Raw genomic sequence first — 12,802 nt, 5'->3', positions numbered from 1 at the left:
GGGCTCTTCTTTTTCAGGCGCGCTCGAACACCAGGTCCCACACGCCGTGGCCCAGCTTGATGCCGCGGTTCTCGAATTTGGTGAGCGGCCGGTATGCCGGCTTCGGCGCATAGCCTTCGGCCGTGTTGCGCAGGAGCGGCTCGGCCGCCAGCACTTCGAGCATCTGCTCGGCGTAGGGCTGCCAGTCGGTCGCGCAGTGGATGTAGCCGCCGGGGCGCAGGTGCTGCGCGAGCTTGGTCACGAATTCGGGCTGGATCAGCCGGCGCTTGTTGTGGCGCTTCTTGTGCCACGGGTCCGGGAAGAACACATGGACGCCCGCCAGCGTGCCGGGCTGCAGCATGTGGTTGAGCACGTCGACCGCGTCGTGCGCGCAGATGCGGATGTTCGGGATCGACTGCTCGCCGATGCGCTTGAGCAACGCGCCCACGCCCGGTTCGTGCACCTCGCAGCAGAAGAAGTTGGTCTCGGGCAGCACCGTCGCGATACGCGCGGTGGCCTCGCCCATGCCGAAGCCGATTTCCAGCACCGTCGGCGCGGCGCGACCGCCGAAGGCTGCCGTGAGGTCGATCGGCTCGGGGGTATAGGGAATGAGGAACAGCGGGCCCAGTTCGGAAAAGGCCCGCGCCTGGCCGTCGGTGGTGCGGCCCGCGCGCTTCACGAAGCTCTTGAGGCGGCGGTGCAGCGGGTGCGGCTTGGTGCCGTCGCCTGCACTGTCGTCTGTGTTGTCGTCGCTGGGCGGGAGGTCGTGGGGCACGGTGTCGGGAAAGGTCATTACGGCCGCGAATTGTAGAGAGCGCGCCATTCGGGCACCCAGCCGGCCAGTGCGGCCGTGCAGGATGTGGCCGTGATAGCACTCAGGCCAAGCACGCGCGCGGCCGCATCGAGGGCTGCCAATGCGGCGTCGGGCGTCGCGGTGTCGATGGGCGTGGCGCCGTTCTGCTTGGAGAGCTTGTCGCCATCGGCGCCGCGCACCAGCGGCGTATGCAGGTAGCTCGGTGTCGGCAGGCCGAGCGCGCGCTGCAGCAGGATCTGGCGCGCGGTGTTGTCGGCCAGGTCCTCGCCGCGCACCACGTCGGTCACGCCCTGTTCGGCGTCGTCGACGACCACCGCGAGCTGGTAGGCCCAGGGACCATCGGCGCGGCGCAGCACGAAGTCGCCGACCTCGCGGCCGACGTCCTGGTGCTGCTCGCCGAGGCGGCGGTCGGTCCAGTGGAGTTCGCCGGGTTGATTCGATTCGAACTTCTCGGTGGCAAAGCGCCAGGCCCGCGCGGGCTTGCCGTGCAGGCCGTCGCGGCAGGTGCCGGGATACACGCGCTCGCCATGCCGCTCGTGCGTGTGGCCGAGCCCGGCGAGCGCGAGGTCGATGTCCTTTCGGGAGCACCCGCAGGGGTAGGCAAGACCCCGCGCCTGCAGCTTCTGCAGCGCCGCCTCGTAGTGCGCCGTGCGTTGGGTTTGCCACACGGGCGTCTCGTCGGGCAGCAGGTGGCAGTCGGCGAGCTGCCGCAGCATGTGTTTGCCCATGCCGGGGAGGCACCGTTCGGTGTCGGCGTCCTCGATGCGGATCAGCCAGCGCGCCTGCGGGCCGCGGGCGCGCACGTCGAGCCAGCTCGCGAGGGCGGCCACCAGCGAGCCGGCGTGCAGCGGCCCCGTGGGCGAGGGCGCGAAACGGCCGGTCTCACGCATCCCGAAGATCGATCAGATCACCGCAAGCGCCAGCGAGAGGCCCGAGAGGAACGCGTCTTCCACCCGGTGCCCCGTGCACCAGTCGCCGGCCACGCCGATGCGCGCCTTGGCGTCCCAGAGGTGCGTCTTGCCGACGGGCACCTGCGTCTGGGCTTCGGTCCAGCAGCGCGTCTGCGCATGCGACGGGACGGCGTGGATGCCGGTGATCTCTGCGAAGGCGCGCAGGAGCTTGGCCTCGACGCGCGGTGCGTCGTCGCGCAGGTGTTCCTGCGACCAGGTGGCGCTGGCCTGCAGCGTCCAGCGCTCGATGCGTTCGCGGCCGGGCTTGGACGATTCGCGCGCGAGCCACGCCACGCGGTGGTGTGTGCTGCGCGCCGCGTTCCACTGCGGGCCGAGGTGCGACATGTTGGCCTGGTTGGCCTGCGGGAACGCGATCATCAGCGTCCAGCAAGGGGCGATGCGCACCGGCTCGATCTTCTGGCTGAGGGAGGCCGAGAGCTTGCCGTCGCCCAGCAGCACGCGGGTGCGCGAGGGCGGCACCGCGAGCAGCACGGCGTCGAAGCCCGAGTAGACATGCTGCGAGTCGTCTTCGCCCGCGGTGCGCAGTTGCCAGCGCTTGCGGTCGAGCGCGTCGGGCTCGATCTGCGTGACCTGCGTGTTCGTGATGAGGTTGTCGGCCAGCGGCGCGGCCCAGTGCGCGACCAGCGCGTCCATGCCGGGCTGCGCCACCCAGTGCGATTCGCGGCCCGGCAGTGCCGCCTCGGCCACGCGGCCGTGTGCATCGAGCACGCGCACGAGGTTGGCGCTCCAGGGGCGGCAGAGGCTGGGCGTGGCCTCGAGCGCCAAGGCGAAGCGCGGATCGCGCACGGTGAAGTACTGCGCGCCGCTGTCGAAGCGGCCGAACGCCGTGTCGATGCTCGCCATGCGACCGCCGGGTGCGGCCTCGCGTTCGAACAGCGTGACCTTGTGGCCGGCCTGCACCAGCGTGCGCGCGCAGGCCACCCCGGCGATGCCGGCGCCGACGACGGCGTAGTGGCGAGGGGTGGAGGGTGTTCGGTGGCGGTCGGTCTGCTTTGCAGTGGCGCGAGTGGTCATGAAGGACTCTTTTCTTTTGACAGGGAGACGATGAATGTGTCCGCACTCTACATCGGTCTGCATGGGCGTCCGGGAGACCGCGCCTCAGGGCTTTCCTCAGCGTCCCCGATGGCGCTCGAGCAGCGCGCGCCGCGTGGCCTCGTGCTCGAACTGCGCGAGCCACCATTCCAGCGCGCGACCGGGGCCACCCGCGCTGCGCACGCGCCATGCGCAATGCATGGTGCCCAGCGGCGGCGTGCGCTCGGTCTTGCGTTCGATGAGGTGACCCGCCTCGATGTACGGCCGCGCCATCGGCTCCGGCAAGAAGCCGCCGCCCAGGCCGTGCAGTTGCGCCGCGAGCTTGGCCTGCATGCTCGGCACGGTGAGCACGTCCTGTCCGCCCACGAGGTTCACGGTCATGCTCGGTCCGCTGCGCACCGAGTCGGCCGCGGCGACCGCGCGGTACTGCCGCAGCACCGCATCGGTCAGCGGTTCGGGCAGGCGCGCGAGCGGATGGTGCGGCGCCACCGCGTACACGAAGCGCAGCTCGCCGATAGGCCGGCTGCGGATGCCGGTGGCCGTGAAGGCGAGGCTCGCCGCATCGAGCACCGCTCCGATGGCCAGATCGGCTTCGCCGCTCGTGAGCGCCTCGATGGTGCCCAGCAGCGTCTCGTCGCGCAGCTTCAGGCGCGTGGGCGGATCAAGCGCGAAGAAGGCGGTGGCCAGGTCGAGCAGCGGATCGCGCGCGATCACGCTGTCCACCGCGATGGTCAGCATCGGTTCCCAGCCCGTGGCCACGCGCTTGACGCGGTTGGCCACCGCGTCGATCTCGTTCAGAAGGCGCGCCGATTCGCGCAGCAACTCGGCGCCGGCCTCGGTGATGCGGGCCTGGCGCGCGCTGCGGTCGAACAGCAGCACGTCCAGCGCGTCCTCGATCTGGCGCACCCGGTAGCTCAGCGCGCTGGGCACGAGGTCGAGTTCGCGTGCGGCCGCCGCGAAGCTGCCGGTGGCGGCCACCGTTTGCAGCATCGCGAGCGCGTCGGGGGTCAGTACGTCTCTGGCGCTGGGCATGGCGGCTCCATTGATCAAAAAATTTGAATGATGCCATCAAAACCCGGCGCTTTTCACTCGGGGGTGCGGGCCTAAAGTTCTTCACATCCGCTGCGCATCCGGCGCGGCATACGAAGAAGGCCAGAACATCCCCTCGGGAACGGCCAAAAGGAGTTCGACGATGTTGCAAGTCCGTAAATCACAGGAACGCGGTTATGCCGACCATGGCTGGCTGCGCTCGTTCCACAGCTTTTCCTTCGCCGGTTACTACGACCCGGCCCACATGGGCTTCGGCAACCTGCGGGTGATCAACGAAGACCGCGTGGCCGCGGGCGCCGGTTTCGGCACCCATGGCCACAAGGACATGGAGATCATCAGCTACGTGCTCTCGGGTGAACTGGCGCACAAGGACAGCATGGGGAACATCGAGTCCATTCCGCCGGGCGACGTCCAGCGCATGAGCGCGGGCCGCGGCGTGATGCACAGCGAGTTCAACCACAAGAAGGACGAGACCACGCACTTCCTGCAGATCTGGATCGAGCCCAACGTGCGCGGCATCGCGCCGGGCTATGAGCAAAAGCAGTTCGGCGACGCCGAGAAGCGCGGCAAGCTGCGCCTGGTGGCCTCGCCCGACGGCAGCGACGGCTCGGTGAAGGTGAATGCCGATGCACGCCTCTTCGCGGGCCTCCTGGACGGCGAAGAGAAGGCGAGCCTCGCGCTCGACCCGGCGCGCAAGAGCTATGTGCACCTGGTGCGCGGCGAGCTCGAAGTCAATGGCCAGAAGCTCTCGGGCGGCGACGCCGCGATGCTCGAAGGCGAATCGCAGTTGACGCTGGGCGCCGGCAAGGATGCCGAAGTGCTGGTGTTCGACCTGACCGCTTGATCCACGGCCGGGCGCTCGTCGCCCGGCTTTTTTCCGTTCCCTGTATTTCATTCAACAACCGAGGAGTTTTTCAACCATGGCAACCACCACCACCCCCAACTCAGCCCAGGACACCCTGGCGCTGATCGGCCGCATCCTGATCGCGTACCTGTTCATTCCCGCCGGCATCGGCAAGCTCATGGGCTTTGGCGGCACCGTGGGCTACATCTCTTCGGTGGGCCTCCCGCTGCCGGAAGTGGGCGCCGCGATCGCGATCATCGTCGAGCTCGGCTTCGGCATTGCGCTGCTGCTGGGCTTCAAGACCCGCTGGACCGCCATCGTGCTGGCGCTCTTCACCATCGCCGCCGCGCTGTTCTTCCACAAGTACTGGTCGGCACCCGATGCGATGAAGATGATGCAGCAGATCAACTTCAACAAGAACATCGCGATCGCCGGTGGCCTGCTCGCTTTCGCGGCCTTCGGTCCCGGCCGATTCAGCATCGACAAGAAATAAGCTATCCCCCAGGCTTCGCGCGCTTCGTGTCGCTTCGCCACCCCCGCCGGGGGGGCAACACCTGAGGCCCGGCAATGCCGGTTCCTCGGTGTTCCACGAAAAAAGGCATCCGCCACCGTTGACCATCGTTTCACTCAGGAGATCTTCCAATGGCAAACATCGTTGTCGTCTTCCATTCCGGCTACGGCCACACCCAACGCATCGCGCAAGCCGTGGCCGAATCGGCCGGCGCGCAGTTGCTCGCCATCGACGCCGATGGCAACCTGCCCGAGGGCGGCTGGGAAACCCTGGCCGCGGCCGACGCCATCGTCTTCGGCTCGCCGACCTACATGGGCGGCGTGAGCTGGCAGTTCAAGAAATTCGCCGATGCGTCGTCCAAGGTCTGGTTCACGCAGGGCTGGAAGGACAAGCTCTTCGCCGGCTTCACCAACAGCGCCACCATGAACGGCGACAAGACCGCGACCATGGCTTACCTGTGGACGCTCGCGATGCAGCACAGCGGCATCTGGGTCAGCATGGGCATCCTGCCGACCAACAACAAGGCCGCCACGCGCGATTCGATGAACTACGTGGGCGGCTACGGCGGCCTGTTGACGCAGTCGCCATCGGACGCGAGCCCGGCCGAGATGTTCAAGGGCGACTTCGACACGGCCCGCGCATTCGGCGAGCGTATTGCTGCAGTGGCAAGATCGCGGGTCTAGAACCCACCCCCAGTCTTCGCGCACTTCGTGTCGCTTTCGCCAACCCCCTTTCAGGGGGCGACACCGGTGGCCCGGCAAAGCCGGCTCCACGGTGTCCCGCGAAAAGGCAATGGCGAAGCCGACAAAACATGGAGCCCCCGATGACCGACACCACCGCCCACGCCCAATTCCTTCAACCGCACGACAAGGACCTGGGCGGTGGCTTCAAAGTGAGGCGCCTCCTGCCCGCTGCGCAGCGGCGCTCGGTCGGGCCTTTCGTGTTCTTCGACCATTTCGGGCCGGCCACCGAGAAGCCCGGCACCGAGCACGACGTGCGGCCGCATCCGCACATCGGCCTGGCAACGGTCACCTATCTTTTCGAGGGCGCGATGATGCATCGCGACAGCCTCGGCAGCGTGCAGGAGATCCTGCCCGGCGCCATCAACTGGATGACCGCGGGGCGCGGCATCGTTCATTCCGAGCGCAAGCCCGAGCGCCTGAAGGCCGACACGTACGTGAACCACGGGCTGCAGCTCTGGGCCGCCTTGCCCCAGGCGCATGAAGAGGTCGAGCCGAGCTTCGAGCACACGCCGGCCGATGCGATTCCCGAACTGGTGGAGCAGGGCGTGAACGTGCGCGTGCTGGTGGGCAACGCCTTCGGCCAGCGCTCTCCGGTGAAGACATTGGCGCAGACCGTCTACCTCGACATCGCGCTGCCGGCAGGCGGGCGTTTCGAGTTGCCCGCACTGGCACCCGAGCTGGCCATCTACGCCGTCGATGCCGATGCGCGGGTCAACGGCGAGGCGATTGCCGCGCACACGATGGCGGTGCTGCCCGACGGGCAGGGCGCCGTGCTGACATCCGAGGCGGCCGTGCGCCTGATGGTGATCGGCGGCGAGCCGCTGGACGGCCCGCGCTACATCACCTGGAACTTCGTTTCGAGCCGGCGCGAGCGCATCCTCGAAGCTGGTGCCGACTGGGCCGCGCAGCGCATGGGCCATGTGCCCGGCGAGACCGAATTCATCCCGCTGCCGGGCAAGCCCTTCGGCGTGCGCGAGCCCGACACCGGGACGACGCCGGTCTGAGCCTGTCGTTCACAAGCGGGTAGTAAGCTGCGCCCCGCAAACGGCGATCGAGGGGATCGCCGTCCCAACGACATCCCAAGAAAGGGAGCAAGGCACATGGCAGTTTTCCGGACCCCCGAGGTTGCACCGGGCGAATACGGCGATCTTTTCGAATTCCTCATGGAGGAGCTCAAGCTCTTCAAGCGCAAGCTGGTCCTCATGCTCAAGCATGTGCAGACCGGCGAGTCGATGGTCTACGAGCAGGCCTGGTACGACTTCCACCTGAAGGACCGCATCACCCACCTGCTCAAGACCGACGACTACGCAGCCGTCGCAGAGCTGCCGATCAACAAGAAGGGCCAGACCGGCATCTACATCGAGACCCGCTACGTCAAGAGCGGCAAGCTCGTGGGCCTGCAGCTCGTGGAGGCCCGGCCGCACGAAGGCGGGCGCTACGTGGGCCTCACGCCGGCGGTGGTGTTCACAGATGCCGACGGCGAACGCATGTTGGCGTTCGCGCAGAAGCTCAAGTAGAAACTCCAACGAAAAAAGGGCCCGACGGATCGGGCCCTTTTTCTTTGTGTGGTCGTCTCGCCCGGCTTACTTGCCGCCGATCGACACGGCCTCCGAAGGCGGCACGCCATCGGGCGCCTTCGGCAGTTCGATCATGGCCTTGCGCCCCGCGCGACCGCGCCATGCCGAGTAGCCCACGCCAGCAAGCAGCAGCACGCACAGCCCGATGAAGGTGCCGCTGATCGGCCGCGAAATGAACACCGACATGTCTCCGCGCGAGAGCAGCAGCGCGCGGCGGAAGTTCTCTTCCACCATCGGCCCGAGCACGAAGCCCAGCAGGATCGGCGCGACCGAGAACTCCAGCGTCATCAGCACCGCGCCGACGATGCCGAACACCAGCACTTCCCAGATCTGGAAGAGGCTGTTCTGCGTGCTGTACACGCCCGTCGCAATGAAGAACATCGCGGCCGGGAACAGGTACTTGTAGGGCACCTTCAGGAGCTTGACCCACACGCCGATCATCGGCACGTTGAGCACCACGAGGATCACGTTGCCGATCCAGAACGAGGCGATCAGGCCCCAGAAGATGTCCGGATGCTCGGTGATGAGCTGCGGGCCGGGCTGGATGCCCTGGATCAGCAGCGCGCCGAGGATCAGCGCCATCACCGCGTCGCCCGGAATACCGAGGCTCATCGTCGGAATGAAGTCGACCTGCGTCTTCGAGTGGGCCGAGGCCTCGGGGCCGGCCACGCCTTCGATCATGCCGGTGCCGAACTTGTCGGGCGTCTTGGAGACCTTGCGCTCCAGCGCGTAGGCGATGAAGGTGGTGATGGTCGGGCCCGTGCCGGGCATCGCGCCGAACACCGTACCGACGATGGTGCCGCGGATCATGGCTGGGAAGGCGCGCTTGAGTTCTTCCTTGCTCGGGCGCATGTCGCTCAGCTTGAGCGTGCCTGTGTCGCCGATGGCCTTCATGCGGTTCACGTTGAGCAGGAAGTCGGCCACGCCAAAGAGGCCCATCGAGATCGCCACCAGCTCCAGGCCGTCGCTCAGCTCGGGCAGGCCGAACGCGAAGCGGAAGCTGCCGCTGTTCACGTCGGTGCCGACCACGCCGCACAGGAGGCCGAAGATCGTCATCGCCACGCCCTTGAGCGGCGAGCCGCGCGACATGGTGGAGCCCGCGAGCAGGCCCAAGAGCATGATCGAGAAAATCTCGGTCGGGCCGAACTTGAAAGCGATCTGCACCAAAAGCGGCGAGGCGAAGATCATCACGATGATGCCGACCGACGCCGCGAAGAACGAGGCGATCATCGTCACCCCGAGCGCGACGCCGCCCTTGCCCTGCTTGGTCATCGGGTAGCCATCGAGGCACGTCACCGCATGCGGCGGGTGCGAGGGCATGTTCATCAGGATGGCGCCGATGGCGCCGCCGTACTGCGAGCCGTAGAAGATGCCCGCCAGCATCAGGATCGCGGGCACCGGGTGCATTGCGTAGGTGAGCGGCAGCAGGATCGAGATGGCCTGCAGTGCGCCCATGCCCGGCAGCACGCCGATCAGGTTGCCCACCAGCACGCCGAAGAACGACCAAAGGAGATTGGAGCCCTGGAACGCGACACCGAAGCCGAACCAGAGATCGTGGAGCGATTGACCGATCATGATTTCAGCCTCCCCACTGGAACAAGGGCAGCTGCAGCTTCAGCGCCCACCAGAACACCACCACCGCGATGAAGCACATCGCGAGCGCCAGCAGCAGCGCCTCGGTCAGCGTGTTGTCGCGGTCGCCCAGCGCCGAGATGAACACGATGGCGAAGGTCGCCGGCAGCAGGCCGCCGTATTCGCCCAGCAGCAAGAACGAAAGAATGCCCACGATGATGCAGATGCCGCCGCGCAGGTCGGGCATGCCGGTGGGATGGCCGTGCGAGGCGGCCTCGGAGCTCGCGGGTTCTTCGCCGCGCGCGGACAGCGCGATCAGCAAGCCCGTGAGTGCCAGCAGGCCGCCGAGCGCGACCGGGAAGAAGCCCGGTCCCATGTGCGCCAGCTCGCCGACGCGGTAGCCGACACCGGCGTAGACGGCCGCCAGGCCGATGACCACGAGCAACGCGCCGCCGTAGTAATCCTTCTTGAATTTGGGTGCGGGCCGAAGCGCGTGCGAGGCCGGATCTTCACCGTGCGGGTGCATTGAGTCTCCTTCGATTTGGAAGGAGCGCAGTCTAGGAATCGAGGCTTTCAATCGCCTTTCGGAGAGGGCGCGAAAGGCCTGTCGAACCCCAAAATACGTGTAATTGCGTACAGCGCTACCCCGCAGAAACCCTAGGTAAAACGGCCAGCGGGAGCTTGAGGATGGCGCGCAGGCCCCCGCCGTTCGGCCGCTCGGGCATGTCGGCGCTGTCCAGCTCGATCTCGCCGCCGTTGCGCCGCGCATAGCCGCGTGCGATGGCCAGGCCCAGGCCCGCGCCGTGCGTGGCGGCATCGGCCGCCGGGTCGCGGTGAAAGCGCTCGAACACGGCGTCGCGCCGCTCCGGTGCGATGCCCGGGCCGCTGTCGCACACCTCGGCCAGCGCGTGCGAGGCCTCGCGCCGCACGGTCACCGTGATGTTGCCGCCGCGCGGCGTGTACTTGATGGCGTTGTGCACGAGGTTCGCGAGCACCTCGTGCAGCTCGGCGCCGTTGGCCTTGACGGGCAGCACCGGGGCTTCGTCGTTGCCGTCGTCGAGCCTGTCTTGCGCCTCATGGTCGCCGCGCGCGTCGACCCAGCCCAGGTCCTGGTCGTGCTCGCGCGCGAGCGGCAGGTATTGCAGCACCACGGCGCGCGCGATGTCGCTGAGGTCGACCACCGAGGGCTCGGCGTCACCGGGGATCTCGTCTTCGGTCGTGGCATGCGCCAGCGCCAGCAACTGCTCGCTCAGGCGCCGCGTGCGCGCCAGTTGCACGACGATGGCTTGCAGCGATTCGCGCATGCGCGCAGGGTCGGTCTCGCGCACCGCGTAGCCGGCCTGGATCGACAGGATGCTCAGCGGCGTGCGCAATTGGTGCGAGGCATCGGCCAGGAATTGCGACTGCTCCGCCACCATCCGCCGGTGGTCCGCGATGTGGTGGTTGACCGCATCGACCAGCGGCACCACCTCCTGCGGCACGCCGCTCGCATCGAGCGGCTTCAAGTCGTCGCGCGGGCGTTCGCGCAGCGACCGGCGCAGGCGCTCCAGCGGACGCAGCGTCCAGGCCACGCCGAGCCACACCAGCACTGCCATCACCAGCACCATGCGCGCGTCGCGCAGCAGCTCCTGCCTGAGCGATTCGTTCTGCGCCTGCAGGCGCGGGCCGGTGCCCTCGGCAGCCTGGATGAGCACGCTGTACGCGGTGCCCGAGCCCGTGTTGTCGTAGACAGTCTGGCGCAGCGCGGCCACGCGCACCGGGTGCTGCTCGTACACCGCGTCGTAGAAGACCGGTGTGCCGTCGGGCGGGCGCTCGGCCGGGCGGGGCAGGCCGGGCACGCCCATGAGCGTGGTCTCGGGGGCGCGGGTGTCCAGCGGCGCGCCCTTGGGAATGCGTTGCACGCCCACGTGCAGGTACTTGTAGCGCAGGTGCGTGGACTCGAACATCGCCTGGATCGAGAAGGGCTCCTGCACCTTCACGCTGCCGTCGCTCGCGACCACCACGCCGTTGGCCAGCGCCTGCACGGGTTCGAGCAGGCTCTGGTCGTACGCGACCACCAGCGAATCGGTGAGCGTGCGGTAGTCGTTCCAGCTGTCCAGGGCCAGCAGCGCGACGATGCCCGGCAGCAGCAGCGCGAGCAGGCGCGCGCGGATGCCGAAGCGCTGCGGTTCAGGCCGCGGCGGTCGGGGCGCCTGCGGGTCCATCGGCAATGCCCTCGAGCATGTAGCCCAGCCCGCGCACGGTGACGATGCGCACGTCGCTATCGGCGAGCTTGCGGCGCAGGCGGTGCAGCACCACCTCGATCGCGTCGGGGCCGGCGGTGCTGTCGTTGGTGAACACCTTGGCGAAGAGCTGCGACTTGCCCACCGGCGCGCCGCTGCGCATCAGGAGCGCGGTGAGCGCGGCTTGCTCCCGCGGCGTGAGCGACAGCAAGGTGCCGCGCAGCGTGAAGGCGTGGCTCTCGCTGTCGTAGGAGAGCGAGGCGCACTGCAGCCGCGGATGCTGCTTGCCGCGGCTGCGCCGCACAAGCGCCGCCAGGCGCGCTTCGAGCTCCACCAGCTCGAAGGGTTTCGTGAGGAAGTCGTCGGCGCCCAGGTTCAGCCCACGCACCCGGTCCTGCAGCGCGCCCTGCGCGGTGAGGATGAGCACGGGCGTGCGATCGTCGGCATCGCGCATGTCGGCCAGCACGCCCAGGCCGTGCTTGTCGGGCAGGCGCAGGTCGAGAACGATCGCGTCGTATTCGGTGCCGGCCATGAAGGCCTCGGCGGTGCGCGCATCGGGCGCGTGGTCGGCGACGAAGCCGCTCTGGGTCAACGCCCGGATGAGCCACGAGGCCATGTCCAGTTCGTCTTCCACCAGGAGGATGCGCATGAGGGGCGGCCGGTTATTTCTTCAGGCCGCGGCCCAGGTCGATGTCTTCCGACGCACGGGCGCTGGCATCGGCCGCGCGCGCGCTCAGGTCGGGCGCCAGCGCGCGCCGTCCGTCGAACACGAAGCAGTCGCCGTGGTAATGCGCGCCGCCGACTTCCTCGAAGTATTTGAGGATGCCGCCTTCGAGCTGCAGCACGTGCTCCACGCCTTCTTCCCGCATCAGGATCGCGGCCTTCTCGCAGCGGATGCCGCCGGTGCAGAAGCTCACGACGGTCTTGCCTTCGAAGTCGGCACGGTGCGCCTCCAGCGCGGGCGGGAATTCGGTGAACTTCGTGATGCGCCAGTCGATCGCGCCGTCGAAAGTGCCTTCATCGACCTCGAAGTCGTTGCGCGTATCGAGCAGCGCGATCTCGCGGCCTTCGTCGTCGTGGCCCTGGTCGAGCCAGCGCTTGAGGGTGAAGGCGTCCACGCCCGGGGCGCGTCCGGCGGCCGGCTGGATGGCCGGGTGGTCCATGCGGATGATCTCGCGCTTGAGCTTCACCAGCATGCGCCGGAAGGGCTGCGCGGCGGACCAGCTTTCCTTGGTTTCGAGATCGGCGAAGCGCGCATCGGCACGCAGATCGGCCAGGAAGGCGTGGACGGCATCGGCAGTGCCCGCCAGAAACAGGTTGATACCCTCCGGCGCCAACAGGATGGTGCCCATGAGGCCCAGGGCCTGGGTGCGGGCACGCAGGTCTTCGCGCAGCACGGGGCTGTCGTCTATGGCTACGAATTTGTAGGCCGCGATATTCAGAATCTCTTGCACGGGGCGCGATTCTAGGTGCCACCGGGCCGCCCC

The 12,802-nt window shown here is 67.9% G+C and carries 14 protein-coding genes; 5 read left to right on the top strand and 9 right to left on the bottom strand.

What is annotated here, in order from left to right; genetic code table 11:
* Positions 1-13: 13 nt before the first annotated feature.
* The 4 genes from trmB to RT97_RS17885 form a co-directional block, all read right to left on the bottom strand.
* The gene (gene trmB / locus RT97_RS17900; protein WP_042580143.1) at positions 14-772 is read right to left on the bottom strand and encodes a tRNA (guanosine(46)-N7)-methyltransferase TrmB; all 759 of its coding nucleotides are present in this window, start codon (positions 770-772) and stop codon (positions 14-16) included.
* Positions 772-1,683 carry a tRNA glutamyl-Q(34) synthetase GluQRS gene (gene gluQRS / locus RT97_RS17895; protein WP_042580142.1) on the bottom strand — a complete coding sequence of 304 codons (912 nt, stop codon included), beginning with the start codon at positions 1,681-1,683 and terminating at the stop codon, positions 772-774. Before gluQRS ends, trmB begins: the two co-directional genes overlap by 1 nt.
* 12 nt (positions 1,684-1,695) lie before the next feature.
* Positions 1,696-2,778: an NAD(P)/FAD-dependent oxidoreductase gene (locus tag RT97_RS17890; protein ID WP_042580141.1), complete on the bottom strand. Its 1,083-nt coding sequence runs from the start codon at positions 2,776-2,778 to the stop codon at positions 1,696-1,698.
* Positions 2,779-2,874: 96 nt separating this feature from the next.
* On the bottom strand, positions 2,875-3,828 hold the full coding sequence (locus RT97_RS17885; RefSeq protein WP_042580140.1) for a LysR substrate-binding domain-containing protein: 954 nt from the start codon (positions 3,826-3,828) through the stop codon (positions 2,875-2,877).
* 160 nt (positions 3,829-3,988) lie between these two features.
* Here RT97_RS17885 and RT97_RS17880 point away from each other — a divergent pair, with 160 nt between their 5' ends.
* From RT97_RS17880 to RT97_RS17860, 5 genes are all read left to right on the top strand, one after another.
* Positions 3,989-4,690 carry a pirin family protein gene (locus tag RT97_RS17880; protein ID WP_042580139.1) on the top strand — a complete coding sequence of 234 codons (702 nt, stop codon included), beginning with the start codon at positions 3,989-3,991 and terminating at the stop codon, positions 4,688-4,690.
* A gap of 49 nt (positions 4,691-4,739) precedes the next feature.
* Complete coding sequence (locus RT97_RS17875; protein ID WP_301280760.1) at positions 4,740-5,183, top strand: DoxX family protein; 444 nt, start codon at positions 4,740-4,742, stop codon at positions 5,181-5,183.
* A gap of 149 nt (positions 5,184-5,332) precedes the next feature.
* Entirely contained in the window at positions 5,333-5,884 is a 552-nt protein-coding gene (locus RT97_RS17870) for a flavodoxin family protein (protein ID WP_042580137.1), read from the top strand.
* Positions 5,885-6,024: 140 nt separating this feature from the next.
* Positions 6,025-6,948 carry a pirin family protein gene (locus tag RT97_RS17865; RefSeq protein WP_042580136.1) on the top strand — a complete coding sequence of 308 codons (924 nt, stop codon included), beginning with the start codon at positions 6,025-6,027 and terminating at the stop codon, positions 6,946-6,948.
* A gap of 96 nt (positions 6,949-7,044) precedes the next feature.
* A complete protein-coding gene (locus tag RT97_RS17860; protein ID WP_042580135.1) occupies positions 7,045-7,461 on the top strand; it encodes a hypothetical protein in 417 nt (138 codons plus the stop codon).
* A 66-nt stretch (positions 7,462-7,527) separates the two neighbouring features.
* Here the strand turns inward: RT97_RS17860 and RT97_RS17855 are convergent, their stop codons facing one another.
* The 5 genes from RT97_RS17855 to RT97_RS17835 form a co-directional block, all read right to left on the bottom strand.
* A complete protein-coding gene (locus tag RT97_RS17855; protein WP_042580134.1) occupies positions 7,528-9,096 on the bottom strand; it encodes a tripartite tricarboxylate transporter permease in 1,569 nt (522 codons plus the stop codon).
* Positions 9,097-9,100: 4 nt separating this feature from the next.
* The gene (locus RT97_RS17850; protein ID WP_042580133.1) at positions 9,101-9,619 is read right to left on the bottom strand and encodes a tripartite tricarboxylate transporter TctB family protein; all 519 of its coding nucleotides are present in this window, start codon (positions 9,617-9,619) and stop codon (positions 9,101-9,103) included.
* Between the two features lie 115 nt (positions 9,620-9,734).
* Positions 9,735-11,297, bottom strand: coding sequence for a sensor histidine kinase (locus RT97_RS17845; protein WP_042580132.1), 1,563 nt, complete (start codon positions 11,295-11,297; stop codon positions 9,735-9,737).
* On the bottom strand, positions 11,263-11,964 hold the full coding sequence (locus tag RT97_RS17840; protein ID WP_042580131.1) for a response regulator: 702 nt from the start codon (positions 11,962-11,964) through the stop codon (positions 11,263-11,265). Before RT97_RS17840 ends, RT97_RS17845 begins: the two co-directional genes overlap by 35 nt.
* Positions 11,965-11,977: 13 nt before the next feature.
* Entirely contained in the window at positions 11,978-12,769 is a 792-nt protein-coding gene (locus RT97_RS17835; RefSeq protein WP_042580130.1) for a sulfurtransferase, read from the bottom strand.
* Positions 12,770-12,802: the final 33 nt, after the last annotated feature.

This window comes from Variovorax paradoxus (genome assembly GCF_000834655.1).
GTDB lineage: Bacteria > Pseudomonadota > Gammaproteobacteria > Burkholderiales > Burkholderiaceae_C > Variovorax > Variovorax paradoxus_F.
The sequence above is the reverse complement of the archived record's forward strand: the minus strand, read 5'-3'. Positions and strand labels throughout refer to the sequence as shown.